This is a genomic window from uncultured Succinatimonas sp., from assembly GCF_905203285.1.
Taxonomy (GTDB): domain Bacteria; phylum Pseudomonadota; class Gammaproteobacteria; order Enterobacterales; family Succinivibrionaceae; genus Succinatimonas.
Genome location: NZ_CAJKVK010000033.1, coordinates 1 through 19,475, shown reverse-complemented (window position 1 = coordinate 19,475; position 19,475 = coordinate 1). Strand labels below are relative to the sequence as shown.

Below are 19,475 nucleotides of genomic sequence, written 5' to 3'. Positions count from 1 at the left end.
AACAATAAAATAACTGAAAATTGCAATTTAACCGCACCATACGCGGCTTCTCGTAACGAACTTATGAATTTAAGATCTGCTTCAATTCTGCCGGCACTGCCTATCCTGTCATGGTGCTTAAATTTTGGTGATAAACGCGGACTTTTGTTAAATAAAGAACAATCCGTTACTCCTAATACTCTTCTTGACCACGGCTTTATTTTTACCTTTAAGACTTTAAGCGAACTGAAAAAACATCTGTGATCCGCATTTACGCAAACGCTTGCAAAATTATGCTTAGTAAATACGCATTTGCGTTGTAAGTAACAAAATTAATGCCGTTATTTTGCTATTATTCCTAACGTTAGCCTTTATTTCAATCAAATCGCATGAGGTTCACATGTTAGAACAATTAAAGCATGACGTTTTCAAAGCCAATTTAGACCTTCCCAAACATGGATTAGTCACTTTTACTTGGGGTAACGTCTCAGGTATCGATCGTGATTCAGGCTTAATGGTTATTAAACCGTCCGGAGTTGACTATGAAACGATGACTGCTGATGACATGGTAGTCATTGACATTGAAACCGGCAAAAAAGTTGAAGGCAAATTAAACCCTTCTACCGATACCGATACCCACATTGAACTTTATCGTGCCTGCCCGGACATTATGGGTATCGTTCACACCCATTCACGCTATGCAACTTCCTGGGCACAAGCCGGTAAAGACATTTTAGCCTTAGGTACCACCGGTGCTGACTATTTCTACGGCCCGGTTCCCTGCACCAGAAAAATGACCGATGAAGAAATCAACGGTTCTTATGAAGCTGAAACCGGCAAAGTCATTGTCGAAACTTTCCAAAAACGCGGCTTTAAGATGAAAGACATCCCTGCCGTTTTGGTCAACTCCCACGGACCTTTCTGCTGGGGAACATCTCCTGACAATGCCGTTTACAATGCCGTAGTATTAGAAGAAGTAGCTTTCATGGCATTCCATTCCCAGATGTTGTGCGAAGGCAAATTAGGTCCTATGCAGCAGACTCTGCTTGATAAGCACTACTTAAGAAAACATGGCGAACACGCCTACTACGGTCAGGGTAATCACCACTGATTTTTACTAAAACCGTGTATTATTAAAGCCGCATATAATTGCGGCTTTTTCATATAAAAAATTAAAACACTAAAACAAAAAGAGCACTGTCTTTGTAGATAGTGCTCTTTCTTATTGTTATCTAACTAAATATTCAATTAGATATACTTAAAGCCGATTTCTTTAATCTTTTCAGACCAAATCTTCGGACCTACGGAATGAATATTGTTGCCTTCGCTGTCAACAGCTACGGTAACCGGCATATCCTGAACCTTGAATTCATAAATAGCTTCCATTCCAAGATCTTCAAAAGCCAAAACGCGAGCTGCCTTAATAGCCTTGGAAACAAGGTATGCGGCACCGCCGACGGCCATAAGATATACGGCTTTATGACGTTTAATGGATTCAACAGCCGCAGGTCCGCGCTCTGACTTGCCAATCATACCGAACAAACCGGTCTGAGAGAGCATGGTCTCAACAAACTTATCCATACGGGTTGAAGTGGTAGGACCTGCAGGGCCGACAACTTCATCACCTACTGCAGGAACAGGTCCTACGTAGTAAATCATCTTACCGTGGAAATCAACGCCTTCAGGCAAAGGCTTACCCTGGGCAATCAAATCGCAAATACGCTTATGAGCTGCGTCACGGCCGGTTAAGATAGTACCTGATAACAATAAAGTGTCACCCATCTTCCAGGTGGCAATCTCTTCTTTAGTCAAAGTGTCAAGGTTGACACGCTTGACGTTGGCTGAATTACCGCCGATTTCAATATCAGGATAATCATCAATTGAAGGAGGATCAAACTTGGCAGGACCTGAGCCGTCAAGCTCAAAGTCAATATGACGTGTAGCTGCGCAGTTAGGGATAATTGTAGTAGCTTTGGATACGGCGTGGCACGGATAGCTCTTAACCTTGACATCAAGAACGGTAGTCATACCGCCCAAACCCTGAGCACCGATACCGAGCTTGTTAATCTTGTCATAAAGCTCTAAACGAAGCTCTTCTTCAGCATTCTTAGGACCGCGCTTAATCAAGTCCTGAATATCGATAGGATCGTTTAAGGCTTCTTTAGCTAAAATTGCTGATTTCTCAGGAGTTCCGCCGACACCGACGCCTAAAATTCCGGGAGGGCACCAACCTGCTCCCATAAGAGGGATCTCGTGTAAAATCCAATCAACGATGGAATCGGACGGATTTAACATCTTCATGTGGGTCTTGTTTTCTGAGCCGCCGCCTTTAGATGCAATAGCAACTTCTACTTTATCGCCTTTGACCATTTCAATATGGACGACTGCAGGAGTATTGTCCTTAGTATTGACGCGCTTTCCGATAGGATCCATCAAAACTGACTTACGCAAAGGATTGGTTGCACAGCAATATGCACGGCGAGTGCCTTCGTCAACCATTTCCTGAACGGTCATGTCACCTTCAAAACGAACATCCATACCGATTTTGACAAAGCAGGTAACGGCACCGGTATCCTGACACAAAGGACGATGACCGATTGCGCACATCTTGGAATTTACGAGGATCTGGGCGATAGCGGCTTTTGCAGACGGATTTTCTTCAATGTCATAAGCGTGCTTCATAGCTTGCAGAAAGTCACGCGGATGATAATAAGAAATAAACTGTATTGCTTCATAAATGGAATCAATGAAGTCTTGAGTCTTGATTAAAGTGGTCATGGCAATTTCCTAACTGAAACAAAAACAGCCTTGTTTTTATTGGAAATTAAGGCTTGCAAAAGATTATACCGCAAAGAAGGTTTTTAGTGATGATAAGGTGTTATTTAACTTGTAAAACTGCGACACAGAGAAAATTATGAATGAAAAAAAAGGATATCCGCAAGGCTTACGAATATCATTTACCTTCAGACTATGGAGAGATTAGAACAATACTTCGTTGTATGATTCCTTAGTTGCAAAAGGTCCTGAAAGAGGATTTACCGTACGACCGTTGTCAAAGTAATCATACTTAAAGACAATAGGAGAACCGTCCGGGTTTTCAAATTTCTCTTCAGGTTCAAAAGCTTCACCTAAAGTTTCCGTTGAAACAATTTCGGTTTCAAATTCAGGAAGAACTTCATTAAGATTGGTTTCTAACGAATATTTACCGTCTTTTTCAACTAAGTTTAAATAAACCTCTCCGGACACAACTTTAAAATTCTTTTCTTTAACGCAAGGTTTTGCGCCATTACAATAAACATTTCCTCCCGTATAAACCGGCAGATGCTTATAATACTTATGGCGATCTTCCTTAATTCCGCTATCTCCTTCAACAAAAAATAACTTTAAAAACTCTTCTTTAGTCGGATAGTCATTAAAAGGTACAGTACCGGTTACGGCAATGCGATCCCAATTCTTTTCCTCGCTGACTTTTAAAAATTCTTCTGCGACCGGATTTTGAATAAAGATATTATTATAGAAACGATCATCACCGTGCAGAATAGTCATGAAACCGGCAACTTCAGTGCGATGAGGCACATGATACGGAGTATAACGCGGCTGATCGGTATTTGAATTGTTTGTACCGATTCCGACAAAAATAAACGGACCGCTTATTATGTTATGTACCATTGCTACGCCTTGAGTTGCAAGCTTGCAGCTGAACATCGACAACAAGATATTGTTATCAATTAAGGTAGGACCGTGACTTACCTCAACGAAAATATCCTCACCTAATGATAATTCCTGCGGTAATTCAGTACCTAAAGGAGGATTGTTATCGTGCATAAGGTTCTGAGTAACACGAGTACCCTGAGCCTGCCAATCGAGCCAAATACCGCTAGTGCAGTGATGGATATGATTACGTCTGAAAATAACGTCAATTGCAGCATGCAGTTTGATTCCTCCGATTTCAGCGCCTTTAAGCTGCTGTTTATTATTAATATGATGAATATGATTGTCTTCAATAATTGAGAAAGCACAGCCTAAATGACCGACAATACCTGCCTGTTCACAATCATGAATATCACATCCTCTAATAATATGAGAACCGATCTGCTCTTTGGTCCAGCCTTCAAGCTGAGCTTGGCAAATAGCGTCTCTTTCAGTCTGAGTACCGTGTTTTACTCGACCTAAAGACCACTTATTCTCATTGTTAGGTTGCAGATACTTGCCAAGAGAAATACCTACGCATTTTGAATCTGAGACCTCGCAGTTTTCAATAACCCATCCTTTACTCCAATGAGGACCAACCATACCTTCCTGATAAGCGGTCGGAGGAGCCCACTGCGTAGCAGCTTGCTTTACGACAAAGCCTGATAAAGTAATATAACCGACCCCTGTTTTGCTCGGATAGAAGCAGTTGCGGCGTACGTTTATTTCCACGCACTCGGCATTAGGATCAATACCGTGGAAATTAGCATAAATAATGGTGCTGCCGTCTTTTTGCTCTGTATACCAAGTATATACGGTAAAAGACTTATCCCAGGATTTCATATCCACCTTAGGACCAAGAACATCCTCGAGACTATAGACCTCAAACATGGAACGGCCGTTTAAATATACTTCACCAGTATGAGCGTTATCGGCAAAATACCAATCACCGAAAACTTTTGTCGTATACGGGTTATAGTCATTAAAAATACCGTTTCCTATGATGCTTACCCAAACATCGCCGTCATACTTTTTCCAATTGTTTACAATCTCGGCACCGGTAATTACTGCCTTACGCGGTTCAACTGAACGATAAACGATAGGTTTATCTTCAGTTCCTGCGTTGGCGGGATCTACATACTCGCGATAAACGCCAGGGAAAACTAAAACTTCATCTCCGGCTTTTGCAAGTTTTGCCGCCTCGGAAATTGTCTTAAACGGGAAATTTTCTTTGCCATTACCGCTACGACGTACTTTTGCGTTTACAAAATACTTCATTTTATTCTCCTATTTCAAAATCTTTGATTACGCAGTTGCTGCATTTTTTGCTTTACGTTCATTAAGTTCTTTAATAATAGTCGGATAAATCCTATCAATATTGGTAAAGTACATGGCTATCCATGACACTACAAAACCAACTATCGGGAAAACGAAAAACACGATCTGTTCACAATAAAGGGTGTAATCAGTTTGAGTTGCAAGATTCGGATTATAATCAGCAAATGCAAGGCCCCAACCAACAATTGCAGATCCCAAACCGGTTCCTACCTTCATACCAAAAGAAGTAGCGCTATTAGTAAGTCCAGCCTGATTTACTCCGCTCTTCCACTCACCATATTCGACAGCATCAGCAATAATAGTGAATAAACAAGCACTGATCGGGCCTAAACCTATACCACGAAGTAAAGCACCAAACATAACACCGTAAACGTTAGGTGATGCTACCCACATGATAAACATTCCCAAAATTACAATAGACCACCCTGAAAGCATCAACTTCCATTTACCAAAACGATTGGCAAGAAAAGGAACAAAAAGCAAAGCTACAAATTTTGTGCCCATATAACATGCATTCAGCGTGCCGTACAAATTAATGTCATGTAAAACATCACGACAGTAGTACACACCAAGACCATTGAAAATTGAAGCATTGATGTAATACATAAGAAACATGATGCAAATCGTAAAAAAGAAACGATTTTTAAACAAAATCTTAAAAGATTCAATTGCGCCGATATTATCTTTAGGATGCTCTTTTGGCTTTTCCTCGGGAACATTTCTTTCTTTTACAAAAAAGAAAGTAATCATAAAACAGCATGTTGCCAAAATTGCAAAAATAACTGCCATCATGCTCCAGCCAACCATCTCTACTAATGGCGGAACAACTTAGGCTAAGGCAATAACAAAAAGGCTAGTACAAATAAAACGCAAAGAATTTGCAAAAATCTTTGACGGCTGATCATTAGTCATTAAAGCAAGCAAAGTATTGTAGGAAAGATTACTTGCTGTATAGGCAAAAGCGGCCACAAAAATATAAGTAGCAGTTGCATAAACGATTTTACCGGTATCTCCTAAGCTGTCAGGTACAGAAAACAGCAAAATAAGACCAATTGCCATCATTGGAGTTGACCATAAAATCCATGGGCGAGCTTTACCAAAACTGGTCTTTGTTCTATCAAGAATCAGACCAAAGCCAAGATCGGTCAAACCATCAAGCAATCTTGTAACCAGCATGATAGTACCTACCGCAGCAGCCGTTATTCCAACACTATCGGTATAGTACAAAGTCAAGAATCCTGCGACCACAGACCATACAAAGTTACAACCGACATCTCCTAACGCATAAGAAAAGCGCTCACCGAATGACACGGCATATGTTTTATTCCCCATTTTTGCTCCTTATATAAATATTGTTTATGCCCTCGAGGGCATAAGTAAATGCTCACGTGGGCTTTTATGTAAAATAACAAAATCTGACTATTAGACAATAAAAATCTTTTTATTTTAAGTTTGAGATCACAATTTTGCCTTCGAGGGCATGTTTATACAACAAAAACGAACTGCAACTCTTAAACATTAATTAAATACATTGTGAAATTAAAATACCTAACTGAGTAAAATGTTTATCAAAATCAATTTTTTCTTTATTTACTAAAACCTTAAACGCTAAATCAAGAGGCATCTTAGCTTGAATCTCTTCATTTTGAGTAATTACTGCAGAAATTATCCCCTCTTTCATATATTTTTTACTATTAGGTAACAAATCATTAGTAATTACCTTTACATCAAGATCTTTAAGTTCTTCTCTAATTCTTGGACACACCGAATAGTCACCAGGGTTTACTAAATATATTGCCTTTATCTTTTGTTTTCGTAAAAGGTCAAAATCGACATCAATATAATTATTCTCCATTGCATGCGTATAAACTATTTCAATATCTCGATATTTTTGAACTAACTCATCTTTAAATCCCTGAACTCGTTCCATAAATGAAATTATTCTAGAGCTACGATTACTCAAAATAGCAATTTTTCCTTTACCCTGCGTAATTAGCGCAATTAAACCAGCTGCAATTCTTCCTGATTTTTCATAATCACACCCGATATAACAATCTCTTTTATAACTCGTATCATCCATGTTATAAAAAATCATCGGAACATTAAGTTCTTTTGCTTTATTAAAAAGCGCATGTACGTAAGGTTTAAAAAACTCTTCATAAATTGGCAAGGCAATTAAAAAATCATAATCAAAATTTGATATTACTCTCTTAATATCCGCAAGAGGATCTCCATTACCATGATCAAGTACTAGAAAATCTATAGTAATGCCAAATCCACGCAACTCAGCTGCTTTTACCTTTGCTAATTCAAAAATTTTGGCATGAAACTGACTGCTCACGGAGCGATAAACCATGTATAAAATCTTAAAATTTTGATTTTTTGCTGCTAAATAGCGTGCTGCAAGATTAGGTTTATAATCATATTTTTTTAAAACAGCTTCAATTCTAGCTAACGTACTATCTTTTACTTTACTTTTGTCCTTTAAAGCGCGTGCAACAGTACGACGCGATACTCCGGAAAGTTCAGCAATTTTCTCAAGTGATATCATGTCAGTCCTATATTGTGTCTTCGTTTTTTACTATTTAAATTTTTACTATAAATTGTAAATTACATTGAGAAAAAAGGCGTGTTTCTTAACACGCCTTTAAATTTAAGATCACAAAATTAATTAAAAATCAAAGAAATACAAATGAATCTATTTGGTAATTATTCATTTTCCAAAATAAAACCTTGCTCTTTAATATAACGAACTAATAATCCGCCGTCATTTTTACCCGAGAGCATAGCTTTACTTGCCTTAGTCCAATTCATATCATCTTTAGCTTGATGCTGACGGTTTTTATAGTATTCAGCCATCTTTTCATCATATTGCTCAAGCTCTTTTTCATCATAAGGATCCTGATACTCGTTTTCAGAGAAGAACCAACGCTTAGGCAAACGGGGTTTTTGCTCCTCTCTGAAATTCTCATCAGGAACGCCAAGGCATAAACCTAAAGCAGGAAGTATGCCGTGAGGAACTTTTAAAAGATCAGATACTACATCAATCTGTTTTTTATAGCCGCCGATGATAACGCCGCCAAGGCCTATGGACTCAGCCGCGGTCAACACGTTCTGACAGGCAAGAGCTACGTCATTTAAGCCTGAATACAAAAGCTTAAACGGTATATTTGCAGGCGGTAAGCCTACCGATCTTTGCAATTTGGTGTAATCAATACAGAACATCCAAAACTCAGCGCAGTTGGCAATATGTTCCTGGCCGCCGGCGCATTTTGCTATCACTTCAAGTTTTTCCCTGTCAGTCACACGAATAACAGTAACATCCTGTAAAAAGCATGAAGTTGAAGTCTGCAGCATGGCATCCTGTAAATTGCTCACCTCTTCCTCGGTAAGAAGACGTCCCGTGTAATTACGCATCGACTGGTGATGTTCAATAACCTTTAATGTTTCGCTCATTTTTAACTCCATTAAGTGCGCGGCACCAGATAAGCAGTATCGGTAATATGTCCGCATTGAGCTTTTTGCAGCAAAGCCGCATCAACAAGGCATAAAGCAAGCATAGCCTCGGCAATGGGAACGGCGCGGATCCCGACGCAGGGATCGTGTCTGCCTTTTGTTACCAAATCAATGCTGTTGCCGCTGCGGTCAATAGATTTTCCCGGAATCATAATGCTTGACGTGGGTTTTAACGCAATTCTTACTTTTATTTCCTGACCTGAACTTATACCGCCTAAAATACCGCCGCTGTGATTTGACATAAATCCGTCAGGAGCAATCTCGTCTCGAGCCTTTGACCCTAACATTGATGCAAGAGCAAATCCGTCGCCGATTTCCACGCCCTTTACGGCATTAATGCTCATCATGGCATGAGCAATAGTGGCATCAAGCCTGTCAAAAACAGGATTGCCCCAGCCGACAGGCACATTGTGAGCTCTAACCTCGACAATCGCCCCGCATGAATCATGCTTCATTCTCAAATCATCCATGAAGCTCTCAAGCAAAGAAAGTTTAGAGCCGTCGGCAAAATTAAAAGCATTATTTAAAGCTTCGGCTGCGTCATATTTATCAGTTGCTATCGTTCCTATAGCCGTTACGCATCCTGAAACGCTTACATTATAAAATTGCTTTAAAACCTGTTTGGCAACCGCACCGGCAGCAACGCGCATAGCAGTTTCACGCGCCGATGCACGTCCGCCTCCGCGGTAATCACGAATACCGTACTTATGATCGTAAGTATAATCAGCATGCCCCGGACGATAAGAATTTTTAATTTCGCTGTAATCGGAAGAACGCTGCGAAGTATTTTCAATAATAAGCCCGATAGGAGTTCCCGTGGTTTTACCTTCAAAAACACCTGAAATAATTTTCACTTTATCAGGCTCATTACGCGGAGTTCCGAAACGCGTAGATCCGGGACGACGCCTGTCCAAATCGGTCTGCAGCATTTGCTCATTTAAATCAATTAACGGAGGACAGCCGTCAATGATGCAGGCTAACGCCGCACCGTGACTTTCACCGCAAGTTGTAACTTTGAATATTTCACCAAAAGTATTTGCGCTCATGACAAATTATCCTTATACGGACTTAAAGTGCTGCTTTAAAAACATCAGCATAAGCCTTAAGCTGCTCAGCCGTAAGTAAAAACACTCCGCCGCCGCCCTTTTTCAAATCAATAAAGTGGAACGGGACATGCGGGAATGCGTCATTTAAATTCTCAGCCGAATTGCCTACTTCCATTATGAGCACACCGTCATCACTTAAATAATCAACCGCCTGAGCCAAAATTTTACGCGCACAATCAAGACCGTCCTCACCAGAGCCCAAAGCCAGCTCCGGCTCAGCTTCAAACTCTTTTGGCATAGTGCTTAAATCATAAGCATCGACATAAGGCGGGTTGGCGACGATTAAATCGTATTTATCCCCTTTAGGAAGAGCTGAGAACAAATCACTTTTTATCGGGAATACGCAATTTTCAAGTCCGTAACCGCGGATATTGATTTCAGCAACCTCAAGTGCCTCATCGGAAATATCGACGGCATCAACCTCGCAGTCTCCGTCAAAATGCAATGCGATTGCTATCGCTATGCATCCTGAACCGGTGCACATATCAAGAACTCTATCAGGAGTGCGATCAATAAACGGATCAAATCCGTTTTCAATAAGTTCGGCAATCGGGGAACGCGGAACAATAACCCGCTTATCCACATAAAACTGGTGACCGCAAAAGAAAGCACGATGAGTAAGATACGGAGTCGGTACTCGTAAAAAAATACGCTTATTGGCTATCGCGGCAATAATCTTCCGCTCTTTTTCAGTAAGTCTTGAATTAAGTGTCGAATCATCGCACGGCGGCTGTAAATGCATTACCGCCTGAACGATTTCCAAGGCTTCATCCCAATAATTATCCGTACCGTGTCCGCAATAAATTTCATGAGCGGCAAAACATGAAACAAGATAGCGCACAGCATCCTGAACCGTACGCAATTCCTGAATCAAGGCATTTTCAATTTCTTGGGCTGAAGGAGGGGTGTCTAAAAGATCATAAAGAGCGGTGAAACTGTCACCTGACGGTTCTATGGCGTTCATAAAATCCAAAATTAATAACAAAAAACAAAATAAAAAGTCTTATTAACTAACTTTTGGCAGCTATTTTAGCATGATATTTCATATCAGCTGTGTTTTAACGAGTCTTCTTGGCGCTAATCAAACTAAAAGCACCAAAAGGTGCTTTTAATCTTTAATTTTAATTAAATAATTAAAATCAATAAACCTTTGAAAAAGAGGCAATTGACATATTTATCTCACTGACGATTTTACGTTTGGGAATTTCATAACTCGGATCGATAATGACCTTGCCTCCGTCAAAAGAAAACATTCCTATTCCCTGGATATAAAAGTTACCTTTAAAAAAAGCGCTTACGTATTTTGCGATTTGCATAGGTGCATATTTTTTAAAAGTACGCATCAATCCCGACTCCTTATATTTGTTTGTTCTATGTCCATAAATATAGTCAATTGTGAAAAAAATAAATATGCTTTTTGCAACTTTTTTTCATAAAACAGTAAGTTACTTCGTACTTTGTGAACTAATTTAAAAAAATTTCACTACTTGGGGTAAAAAAAGCTTTTGCAGTAAATCGACCGTGCTCTTCTTCCAGAATAAATGCGCTTCCGGTCACAAAAAGAGGAATTTCCACTTTAGGACATGCGTACTCAACCATTTTCTGAACTAAAGGAATATGCGAAACCAAAATAATCGCGTCGTTCGAGTTTTCCGTAAATTTGGCATTTACATAATCAAAACATATATCAGGCTCACCTGAAGGGGTTAAATCGCTTAATATTTCAATCTCTGCATCATTATTTCTTACTAAGGCTTCTTTCACGGCATTGGCTGTTTGTACGGCTCTGGTTTTAGGTGAGCATAAAATCGCTTTTATCGAATAATGAGCGCAAAGATTCCGAGCCGTCTTTTTTACTTCATCAACGCCATCGGCAGTAAGCTCTCTATCTGCCCCGCAGAATGCTGCCTGTCCGTGGCGCATAATTATAATAATCATAGCAACAATCAGATAGACCATTAAAAATAGGTCACTATTTTACAAAAACTTTGTAAAATTGATAGAAAACGGTTATAAGTTTAAGCTATTGCTCACAAATTAAGGCTCCGTATGGCACTAAACCTTAAAGATTTAAAAAATGTTCGCCAATTACGTGCAGTACTGCGTACCTGCACAGCTGCGGAAATTGCAGAAATTGCCGGCAAAATAACGGAAATACAAAAAGAACGTGAAAAGGAAGAAGCCAAACTGCAGGAAACAATAAAAGCGCGAGAACGTTCCGTCAGCAATGCCTTATCTTTTTTAGAAAAAGAAGATATTGATGTTTACGATTTAATTGCAGCTTTAAATCAAAAATCTGGTAAAAAGCGCGGAAAAATGATGCCTAAATATGCTTATACGGATCTTGACGGCATAAATAGAACATGGACCGGACAAGGAAAAACCCCGCTTGCGCTTTTAAAACTGATGCAAAAAACCGGGGCTTCTCTTGATGATTTTCTGATTAAGAAAGAGATGCAGCAATCTCTTGATTGATTTTATCCAAAGCTTCAAGAGGATCGCTTGCCTTAGTAATCGGGCGGCCGATAACAAGATAATCCGATCCTGCTCTTACCGCCTCTCCCGGAGTCATGATCCTCTTTTGATCTCCTACATCAGATCCGGCCGGACGGATACCCGGAGTCACGGTTAAAAACGGACGGGAAGCAAAAGTCCTTATAATAGGTACTTCTCTTGCACTTGCCACAACGCCGTCAAGTCCGCATTCTTTGGCAAGTTTTGCAAGTCTTTCAACTTGCAGCGCAGGTGTAGCGTTGATACCTATAGCATTAAGCTCAGCATCATCCATGGAAGTCAAAACCGTAACTGCAATAAGCTTCGGTCGATTATGGCAAAACGATAAGGCTTCAGCTGCTGCCGACATCATTTTCGGTCCGCCCGAGGCATGTACATTGACAATCCATACGCCAAGTTTTGCCGCTGCGGTACATGCTTTAGCCACGGTATTAGGAATATCGTGAAATTTAAGATCCAAAAAAACCCTGAAATCTTTATTAACGAGTTTTTCAACCAACGCAGGTCCTGCGGCGGTAAAGAGCTCTTTTCCGACTTTTAAATTACAAAAACGCGGATCCACTTTCTCTACAAAAGAAAGCGCATCTTTTGCTTCTGCATAGTCAAGAGCCACGATAACTTTAGGATCGTAAGTCATAAAATTTTAATCTCCGTCAAGACCGCGAATCGGTGTAATCGTATCCCATCTTCTGCAGGAAGGACACTGCCAAAACATCATTTTGGATTTAAAACCGCAGCGTGAACAGCTAAAACGCGGATTAGTCGCAATCTGCGCATCAATTAAGCTTTTTAACTGCACGACTACATCATTGGCTTTTGCATCATCGCTATCACGCGAACGTAAGCCGATTAATGCAGAAAACAATTTAAGACTTGGTTTTTCTTTAATAAAAGCCAATAACTGAACTTCTGCGTCTTCTTTTCCTGAAATCAGCTCTACTGACTGAACAAGATCAACCATTGCTTCGGCAGAATGCGTACGTCTTACCAAATCCTCAAGCGCAAAACGTAAATCAGGATCGGCTTTATTAGGAAAACATTTACGGATTAAATCAAGACACAACAGCCCTGAATTGGGATCAAGCTCCGATACTTCCTTAACCTTTATATATGCTTCTTTTAATTTTTTATCTTTTATAAGCAGATCCGCATACTCAAGTCTTGCTCTTACCGAATCAGGGTAAACGTCCAAAGCATGCTGATACGACGCATATGCCGTTTCCTTATTCCCAGCCATTACATCCTGCACAGCGCATTGGCAATAGTAATGACTAAGCTGCGACAAAGAGCTGCTGCCTAAAACATTTCTATAAGTTAAAGCAATTTCAATTGCCTTATGATAATCACGTTCCTGCTCATAAACCTTTACAAGCAAAGCAGCAGCCGCTGCATGCTGACGCGGAATTTCAACTAAATCAAGCAAAATGCGTTCAGCGCGATCAAGAAGACCTGCACTTATAAAATCACGAGCAAGCTCAACACGGGAAATTTCATTTTCCGCAACGTCAAGTTTGGGATTATTGGCTAACGCTTCATGCAGTGATATTGCCCTATCCACTTCACCGCGCTTACGGAATAAATTGCCTAAAGCAAGATTGGACTCAAAAGAAGGATCGCTTTCGTTTAAATAAGCAATGAATTTATCAACAGCGCGATCCTTTTCATTATTTAAAAGATACTCGACACCGCGTAAATAATTGTTATTTCTAACTGTGCTGCTTTTCTCTTTTTTATCACGAACCGATTGCCTGCCCATGTAATAACCGTAGGCGGCGGCAAAAGGAAGAAGTAAAAAGAGTAACTCAAACATAGTAAAAATTTACTTATTGATTATCAACAGCCGTCAGAGCCTCAGTTGCCTTTTCCTGAGACTTATCCTGCTGCTTTTGCTCTTTGGCGATACTCTTTTTTAAGTACTTAAGCTCGGATCTCGCTTTACGAGCTTCCATATAAAATTTAAGACAAATAAGTAATGCCAAATAAAGTCCGATTAACACTCCGACAATAAGTCCAATAACAAGAACCATTGCCAAAGACAACTGGGCTTTTACAAAAATAAAATCAAAATCAACTACAACATCGTTGGCAGAACCGATAGTCAAACCGATTACACATAAAATTGCCAAAACGATAACATACAGCCAAAATCTAAGCATATGCCCTTCTCATTAAATGTACATGCTTATATTAACATTATTTAAGACATATAGGCTGATAAATAAGCTAAGCCGCTTTAAGCTTTAGCTATTAACGCGATTGCGCAGCTCTACACCGGGTTTGAAATGTACTACTTTACGTGCCGGCAAATCAACTCTTTCTCCGGTTTTCGGATTATGAGCAATACGCGGCTCTCTTAAACGTACTTCAAAACTACCGAATCCGCGAATTTCAATTCGTTCACCCTGTGACAAAGTTTCGATCATCTGCTCAAAAATTTCACGTACTGACTTATCAATCTGCGAGGGAGCAATGTCACGATATCTTGCGATAAGTGAATTTATCAAATCTGCGCGGGTCATGTTATTTCCTCATACAACAACGATTACGACTTAATATACAAGTTTACTTAGAATCAATACCATAAGCTACGAATTTTTAAGAAAATTACAACATTGTTCTAAAAATTTCAGAAAAATTCATACAACTATCTAGCTTATTGTCCTACACGCAGCTTGTTTGCACTTTATTTATTGTAGTAATGAAATTTTTTACCTCACAAAAAACAAAGCCCCGAATAGTTAAATTCGAGGCCTTAATGAAACCTGCAGGGATCCCTGCAGATTTTTCAGACGAATAAATTATTCAGTCTTACCTGCGGCGGCAAAAGCTGCGGCCATAGCGGTAGGAGCTGCTTCTTTATTCTGTTTCTCGTTGAGGTTTTCTAAAGCTTCTTTCTCTTCGGCTTCGTCTTTAGCACGAATGGAAAGGGTCAGCTGACGGGTCTTACGATCGACGTTGACAAGCTTAGCCTCTACGCTGTCACCTTCTTTCAATACGGTGGTAGCGTCTTCAACACGGTCACGTGAACAATCGGAAGCACGGATATAACCGACAACGCCTTCGGCAAGCTTAACGTTTGCGCCGCGGGCATCGACAGATTCAACGGTACCGGTTACGATTGAACCCTTGTGGTGGGTTGAGAGGTAATCAGCAAACGGATCTTCTTCGATCTGCTTCAAGCCTAAAGAAATACGCTCACGCTCAGGATCTACCTGGAGAACGACAGCGGTGATTTCGTCACCTTTCTTGAACTCGCGAACAGCTTCTTCGCCTGACTGCTGCCAAGAAATATCAGACAAGTGAACCAAACCGTCAATTCCGCCTTCAAGACCGATGAAGATACCGAAATCGGTAATGCTCTTGATCTTGCCGGTTACGCGATCGCCCTTAGAGTGAGACTCGGCAAACTGCAGCCACGGATTAGGCTTGCACTGCTTCAAACCTAAGGAAATGCGGCGACGCTCCTCGTCGATTTCGAGAACTTTAACGGTAACAACATCACCGACGGAAACAACCTTGGACGGGTGAATGTTCTTGTTGGTCCAATCCATTTCAGAAACGTGAACCAAACCTTCAACACCTTCCTGAATTTCAACGAAGCAGCCGTAATCGGTAAGATTGGTAACCTTGCCTTCAATATCAGAGCCGATCGGGAAACGAGCAGCGATATCAGCCCAAGGATCAGCACCTAACTGCTTCAAGCCTAAGGAAACACGCTGACGCTCACGGTCAAACTTGAGGACTTTAACGGTAATTTCATCGCCGACATTAACGATTTCGCTCGGGTGCTTAACACGCTTCCAAGCCATATCGGTAATGTGGAGCAAGCCGTCAACGCCGCCCAAATCAACGAATGCACCGTAATCGGTAAGGTTCTTGACGATACCCTTAACTTCCTGACCTTCCTGGAGGTTGGCAAGTACGGACTCGCGCTCGGTTGAGTTCTCGGATTCAATAATAGCACGGCGAGAAACAACTACGTTGTTGCGCTTCTGGTCAAGTTTAATCACCTTGAACTGGAGCTCTTTGCCCTCAAGATGAGTAGTCTCGCGTACAGGACGTACGTCAACCAATGAACCCGGGAGGAAAGCGCGGATGCCGCCCAACTGAACGGTAAAGCCGCCCTTGACCTTGCCGTCAATGACGCCGACGACGGCTTCATTGTTCTTAAAGGCTTCTTCAAGTTTAGCCCAAGCTTCGTTGCGCTTAGCTTTTTCACGGGACAATACAGTCTCACCGTCACCTGACTCTACGGACTCTAAAGCTACGTCAACAACATCGCCGACTTTAACTTCAATCTCGCCCTGAGCGTTTTTAAACTGCTCGGCAGGAATGGTGGACTCTGATTTGAGACCGGCATCAACGATTACATAGTCGTTATCGATAGCGACGATCTTGCCTTTGACCATAGAACCCGGACGGGTTTCAATTTCTTTTAAAGACTCTTCAAAGAGTTGTGCAAATGATTCCATTAAGGTAACAAATTTCCAGTTGCGCCTCTAAGCTTCCGTGCCTTCAAGGGGTTATTAAAAAACACCGTCATCCGTGACGGCATGGCTCAATCATAAGCTTATGCTTATGATTTGAAATCTTTATTTATCAAGTTTTTCTCTGACGATATCCATAGCTTTATTAAAAACTTCGTCAATCGTCATATCAGATGAGTCAATAATGACTGCATCATCTGCAGGCTTTAACGGCGCAACCGCGCGATTGCGATCACGCTCGTCGCGTTCGGTTATTTCCTGCAAAATAGCTGCATAATCAGCTTTTTCCCCGGATCTTTCAAGCTGCAGTACACGGCGTTTTGCCCGTACTTCACATGAAGCGTCCAAAAAGATTTTAACCTGTGCGTCAGGGAACACTACGGTTCCCATATCGCGACCGTCAGCAACCAAACCGGGTTCCTGACGGAAATCTCGCTGTCTGGCAAGCAGCGCTTGTCTGACTCTGGGCAAAACTGCCACTTTACTTGCATTAGCCCCGGCTTCTTCAGTACGAATCGCTAAAGAAACGTCTTCACCGTTTAAAATAACGTGAACGCCGTCTTCCTGAGGATCAAAAGCCAGATTAACAACTAAAGCTTCCTGAACTAATGAATCCTCATCAAACAAGGCAAGGCCTGCTTTACGTGCAGCATATGCCAAAACACGATAAATAGCGCCGGAGTCAAGCAGTTCATATCCTAAAGAACGGGCAAGACGCTTGGTCAGCTCGCCTTTACCTGCTCCGCCCGGACCATCTACGGCAATAACAATCGGTTTTGACATTTAAAAATCCTTAAAATCTAAATTTCGCTATTATATCAGGATTAAAAACAGATTCTAAATAAATTTTAAGCTTATTTCCTGCGGCAATCCAAAAATCAGGGTAAATAGTCCCATGCTCTTTAACTGAAACAAGAGAGCTTCCTAAAAACGGCTCATCGTGTCTAATTGCATCTTTGCTCCAACGGAACATCCTTCCCTTCTATACTGTCGTATACAGGGAATTTTTTTGTAAAAACATGAAGCGCTTAAAACTATCCTGCTTAAAAATTTACAGACGCTTAATATACTAAACATGTAAATTGCAGCGATCCTTTTAGGAGATAATTATGCACTGCTCCGCCCTTTCACGCTCGGCCCTTGCCGCCACCATTGCTTTCGTATGCGCGGGATCTCTTATCATATCCTCAAATGTATACGCAAAAGACTATGACGAAAACAACATATTAACCAGCAAAACGCTGTTCGTTCCTGATTCAGCAGTTTCTTTTAAGCAAATTGATGACTACCGGGATGATGACGATTGGGACTACCGACACAGAAAGTACCAACACAGAAGACACCATCGAGATTATGATGACGACGATGATGATTGGGAAGATGACGATGACGACTGGGACGACGATTGGGATGAAGACAGGCGATATCGCGGCCGCTACGGCGACAGCGACGATCTCAGCGACGATCTTGAAGATGATGAACCGTGGGATGACGATTAGAAACGTTATTTCTCAAACTGGACTCTTTAGGTAATCACTAAAGAGCGGTTTTTTACATCATCAGGTAGCTCTGTTATGTTAAAATGCATATTTTCAGTATTCTTTAATTTTTAAAAACAACTGGTTAAAACGTACGGGTTATCGATGTCAGATATATTACAACAAGGACCTATTGCCAAACTGCCGACCAAACACGGCGTTTTCGATATCACTATTTTCAGAGACAAGAATCTGCTTGACCATGCAGTTCTTTCCATGGGCGATTTAAAGGACGGCGAACCTGTTTTATGCCGAATTCACTCCGAATGTCTGACCGGAGACGCATTGGGCAGCTTGCGCTGTGACTGCGGATTTCAATTGGATGCCGCTTTAGCGAAAATCGCCAAAGTAGGACGCGGTGCTTTATTGTATATGCGCCAAGAAGGCCGCGGCATCGGCTTATTTAATAAAATAAGAGCTTATCGTCTGCAGGATGAGGGTCTTGATACCGTCGAAGCCAATCTGCGCTTGGGTTTTCCTTCAGACGGCAGACATTATGATATCTGCGCGGATATTATGCGTAAATGCGGTTTTACCAAAGTAATTCTCATGACTAACAATCCGGCTAAAATCGACGATTTAAAACGTCACGGTATTGAGGTTATCTCAAGAGAGCCGCTTGAATACGGCCGCAATCCCTATAACGAGAATTATTTAAACACCAAAGAATCAAAAATGGGACATTTACTGCATCATCAGGATTAATTTCCGCTTTCTGCAGTTTTTAACTATAAGAAGTCCGATGGTATGATCGGACTTTTTATTTAGCTGATGCTTATGTTATTTGTTTTTAGAATGTCTATGACAAAAACAGGCTAAAGACCAAAAAGAATACTAAAAGACATACCAAGGCTTAGGCAAAAATCGAAAATTCTACCTTTCTTACGGTATTTTGAATTACGGTTTAGCTGATGGAATTAAAAAAGGAAGGATTTTAGATGAATGGCGGACAGAGTGAGATTCGAACTCACGGAGGGCGTAAACCCTCGACGGTTTTCAAGACCGTTGCATTCAACCGCTCTGCCATCTGTCCGTCTGAAAACGGAGAGCATTATATATGAGTTTTTCTTATAATGGAAGAGTTTTTTTAACTGATAATGAAGGTTTTTTATTAAATAAGGATGAATGGACTGAAGATTTGATGTTTTTTATGGCAAAAAATCTCGGTTTAGCCCTCACCGAGCAGCATAAAACCGTCATTAATGAAGTAAGAGAATATTACAAAGAGTACGCAACTACCCCTGCTATGCGGGTATTAATCACCACCTTAAAAAAGAAAGGATATTCTGATTTAGCCTCATCTGTAG

The 19,475-nt window shown here is 40.9% G+C and carries 21 protein-coding genes, 1 tRNA gene and 1 pseudogene; 6 read left to right on the top strand and 17 right to left on the bottom strand.

Annotation, left to right across the window (positions count from 1 at the left end):
• Window positions 1–243 (top strand): hypothetical protein (locus tag QZ019_RS05025; protein ID WP_295482839.1); only part of this gene is annotated, 243 nt, incomplete at its 5' end.
• Between the two features lie 136 nt (window positions 244–379).
• The gene (locus QZ019_RS05020; protein WP_295482838.1) at window positions 380–1,090 is read left to right on the top strand and encodes an L-ribulose-5-phosphate 4-epimerase; all 711 of its coding nucleotides are present in this window, start codon (window positions 380–382) and stop codon (window positions 1,088–1,090) included.
• Between the two features lie 137 nt (window positions 1,091–1,227).
• On the opposite strand, the gene QZ019_RS05015 is transcribed toward QZ019_RS05020, so the two are convergent.
• The 9 genes and pseudogenes from QZ019_RS05015 to sixA form a co-directional block, all read right to left on the bottom strand.
• Window positions 1,228–2,757, bottom strand: coding sequence for a fumarate hydratase (locus QZ019_RS05015; RefSeq protein WP_295482837.1), 1,530 nt, complete (start codon window positions 2,755–2,757; stop codon window positions 1,228–1,230).
• A gap of 201 nt (window positions 2,758–2,958) precedes the next feature.
• The gene (locus tag QZ019_RS05010) at window positions 2,959–4,947 is read right to left on the bottom strand and encodes a right-handed parallel beta-helix repeat-containing protein (protein WP_295482834.1); all 1,989 of its coding nucleotides are present in this window, start codon (window positions 4,945–4,947) and stop codon (window positions 2,959–2,961) included.
• Between the two features lie 27 nt (window positions 4,948–4,974).
• Window positions 4,975–6,339, bottom strand: a pseudogene (locus QZ019_RS05005) (MFS transporter).
• Between the two features lie 190 nt (window positions 6,340–6,529).
• Window positions 6,530–7,558, bottom strand: a complete 1,029-nt coding sequence (locus QZ019_RS05000) for a LacI family DNA-binding transcriptional regulator (protein ID WP_295482832.1) — start codon at window positions 7,556–7,558, stop codon at window positions 6,530–6,532.
• A 158-nt stretch (window positions 7,559–7,716) separates the two neighbouring features.
• The gene (locus QZ019_RS04995; RefSeq protein ID WP_294566878.1) at window positions 7,717–8,463 is read right to left on the bottom strand and encodes a nitroreductase family protein; all 747 of its coding nucleotides are present in this window, start codon (window positions 8,461–8,463) and stop codon (window positions 7,717–7,719) included.
• A gap of 11 nt (window positions 8,464–8,474) precedes the next feature.
• Window positions 8,475–9,569, bottom strand: coding sequence for a chorismate synthase (aroC, locus tag QZ019_RS04990; RefSeq protein WP_295482829.1), 1,095 nt, complete (start codon window positions 9,567–9,569; stop codon window positions 8,475–8,477).
• Window positions 9,570–9,591: 22 nt separating this feature from the next.
• Complete coding sequence (gene prmB / locus QZ019_RS04985) at window positions 9,592–10,593, bottom strand: 50S ribosomal protein L3 N(5)-glutamine methyltransferase (protein ID WP_294566883.1); 1,002 nt, start codon at window positions 10,591–10,593, stop codon at window positions 9,592–9,594.
• Between the two features lie 175 nt (window positions 10,594–10,768).
• On the bottom strand, window positions 10,769–10,972 hold the full coding sequence (locus QZ019_RS04980) for a DUF1107 family protein (protein ID WP_294566885.1): 204 nt from the start codon (window positions 10,970–10,972) through the stop codon (window positions 10,769–10,771).
• 121 nt (window positions 10,973–11,093) lie between these two features.
• Window positions 11,094–11,567: a phosphohistidine phosphatase SixA gene (sixA, locus tag QZ019_RS04975; RefSeq protein WP_294566889.1), complete on the bottom strand. Its 474-nt coding sequence runs from the start codon at window positions 11,565–11,567 to the stop codon at window positions 11,094–11,096.
• A 111-nt stretch (window positions 11,568–11,678) separates the two neighbouring features.
• Here sixA and QZ019_RS04970 point away from each other — a divergent pair, with 111 nt between their 5' ends.
• Complete coding sequence (locus QZ019_RS04970) at window positions 11,679–12,104, top strand: H-NS family nucleoid-associated regulatory protein (RefSeq protein WP_295482825.1); 426 nt, start codon at window positions 11,679–11,681, stop codon at window positions 12,102–12,104.
• Here QZ019_RS04970 and pyrF read toward each other — a convergent pair.
• The 7 genes from pyrF to QZ019_RS04935 form a co-directional block, all read right to left on the bottom strand.
• A complete protein-coding gene (gene pyrF / locus QZ019_RS04965; RefSeq protein ID WP_294566895.1) occupies window positions 12,073–12,780 on the bottom strand; it encodes an orotidine-5'-phosphate decarboxylase in 708 nt (235 codons plus the stop codon). The two genes, QZ019_RS04970 and pyrF, sit on opposite strands and share 32 nt — an antisense overlap.
• 6 nt (window positions 12,781–12,786) lie before the next feature.
• Window positions 12,787–13,953, bottom strand: a complete 1,167-nt coding sequence (locus QZ019_RS04960; RefSeq protein ID WP_294566898.1) for a tetratricopeptide repeat protein — start codon at window positions 13,951–13,953, stop codon at window positions 12,787–12,789.
• A 13-nt stretch (window positions 13,954–13,966) separates the two neighbouring features.
• Window positions 13,967–14,299: a LapA family protein gene (locus tag QZ019_RS04955; RefSeq protein WP_295482822.1), complete on the bottom strand. Its 333-nt coding sequence runs from the start codon at window positions 14,297–14,299 to the stop codon at window positions 13,967–13,969.
• Window positions 14,300–14,383: 84 nt separating this feature from the next.
• Window positions 14,384–14,662, bottom strand: coding sequence for an HU family DNA-binding protein (locus QZ019_RS04950; RefSeq protein ID WP_294566903.1), 279 nt, complete (start codon window positions 14,660–14,662; stop codon window positions 14,384–14,386).
• Between the two features lie 279 nt (window positions 14,663–14,941).
• Window positions 14,942–16,615, bottom strand: a complete 1,674-nt coding sequence (rpsA, locus tag QZ019_RS04945; RefSeq protein WP_294566906.1) for a 30S ribosomal protein S1 — start codon at window positions 16,613–16,615, stop codon at window positions 14,942–14,944.
• Window positions 16,616–16,735: 120 nt separating this feature from the next.
• Complete coding sequence (gene cmk / locus QZ019_RS04940) at window positions 16,736–17,413, bottom strand: (d)CMP kinase (RefSeq protein ID WP_295482818.1); 678 nt, start codon at window positions 17,411–17,413, stop codon at window positions 16,736–16,738.
• Window positions 17,414–17,423: 10 nt separating this feature from the next.
• Window positions 17,424–17,603 (bottom strand): hypothetical protein, encoded by a 180-nt coding sequence (locus tag QZ019_RS04935; RefSeq protein ID WP_295482816.1) that lies wholly within the window; start codon window positions 17,601–17,603, stop codon window positions 17,424–17,426.
• 136 nt (window positions 17,604–17,739) lie between these two features.
• On the opposite strand from QZ019_RS04935, the gene QZ019_RS04930 reads away from it, so the two are divergent.
• Window positions 17,740–18,129, top strand: coding sequence for a hypothetical protein (locus QZ019_RS04930; protein ID WP_294566912.1), 390 nt, complete (start codon window positions 17,740–17,742; stop codon window positions 18,127–18,129).
• 144 nt (window positions 18,130–18,273) lie between these two features.
• Entirely contained in the window at window positions 18,274–18,873 is a 600-nt protein-coding gene (gene ribA, locus QZ019_RS04925; protein WP_294566915.1) for a GTP cyclohydrolase II, read from the top strand.
• 238 nt (window positions 18,874–19,111) lie between these two features.
• On the opposite strand, the gene QZ019_RS04920 is transcribed toward ribA, so the two are convergent.
• Window positions 19,112–19,201: transfer RNA gene (locus tag QZ019_RS04920), tRNA-Ser, on the bottom strand.
• Between the two features lie 24 nt (window positions 19,202–19,225).
• Between QZ019_RS04920 and QZ019_RS04915 the strand changes: the two genes are divergently transcribed.
• A partial coding sequence (locus QZ019_RS04915) for a TusE/DsrC/DsvC family sulfur relay protein (protein ID WP_295482812.1) occupies window positions 19,226–19,475 on the top strand: 250 nt, incomplete at its 3' end.

Coding starts and splice junctions, on each gene's coding strand:
- QZ019_RS05020 (WP_295482838.1), top strand. CDS start 380: ATGTTAGAACAATTAAAGCATGACGTTTTCAAAGCCAATTTAGACCTT.
- rpsA (WP_294566906.1), bottom strand. CDS start 16,615: ATGGAATCATTTGCACAACTCTTTGAAGAGTCTTTAAAAGAAATTGAA.
- QZ019_RS04980 (WP_294566885.1), bottom strand. CDS start 10,972: ATGCGTACTTTTAAAAAATATGCACCTATGCAAATCGCAAAATACGTA.
- QZ019_RS04935 (WP_295482816.1), bottom strand. CDS start 17,603: ATGTTCCGTTGGAGCAAAGATGCAATTAGACACGATGAGCCGTTTTTA.
- QZ019_RS05015 (WP_295482837.1), bottom strand. CDS start 2,757: ATGACCACTTTAATCAAGACTCAAGACTTCATTGATTCCATTTATGAA.
- pyrF (WP_294566895.1), bottom strand. CDS start 12,780: ATGACTTACGATCCTAAAGTTATCGTGGCTCTTGACTATGCAGAAGCA.
- prmB (WP_294566883.1), bottom strand. CDS start 10,593: ATGAACGCCATAGAACCGTCAGGTGACAGTTTCACCGCTCTTTATGAT.
- aroC (WP_295482829.1), bottom strand. CDS start 9,569: ATGAGCGCAAATACTTTTGGTGAAATATTCAAAGTTACAACTTGCGGT.
- QZ019_RS05000 (WP_295482832.1), bottom strand. CDS start 7,558: ATGATATCACTTGAGAAAATTGCTGAACTTTCCGGAGTATCGCGTCGT.
- sixA (WP_294566889.1), bottom strand. CDS start 11,567: ATGATTATTATAATTATGCGCCACGGACAGGCAGCATTCTGCGGGGCA.
- cmk (WP_295482818.1), bottom strand. CDS start 17,413: ATGTCAAAACCGATTGTTATTGCCGTAGATGGTCCGGGCGGAGCAGGT.
- QZ019_RS04955 (WP_295482822.1), bottom strand. CDS start 14,299: ATGCTTAGATTTTGGCTGTATGTTATCGTTTTGGCAATTTTATGTGTA.
- QZ019_RS05010 (WP_295482834.1), bottom strand. CDS start 4,947: ATGAAGTATTTTGTAAACGCAAAAGTACGTCGTAGCGGTAATGGCAAA.
- QZ019_RS04950 (WP_294566903.1), bottom strand. CDS start 14,662: ATGACCCGCGCAGATTTGATAAATTCACTTATCGCAAGATATCGTGAC.
- QZ019_RS04970 (WP_295482825.1), top strand. CDS start 11,679: ATGGCACTAAACCTTAAAGATTTAAAAAATGTTCGCCAATTACGTGCA.
- QZ019_RS04930 (WP_294566912.1), top strand. CDS start 17,740: ATGCACTGCTCCGCCCTTTCACGCTCGGCCCTTGCCGCCACCATTGCT.
- QZ019_RS04995 (WP_294566878.1), bottom strand. CDS start 8,463: ATGAGCGAAACATTAAAGGTTATTGAACATCACCAGTCGATGCGTAAT.
- ribA (WP_294566915.1), top strand. CDS start 18,274: ATGTCAGATATATTACAACAAGGACCTATTGCCAAACTGCCGACCAAA.
- QZ019_RS04960 (WP_294566898.1), bottom strand. CDS start 13,953: ATGTTTGAGTTACTCTTTTTACTTCTTCCTTTTGCCGCCGCCTACGGT.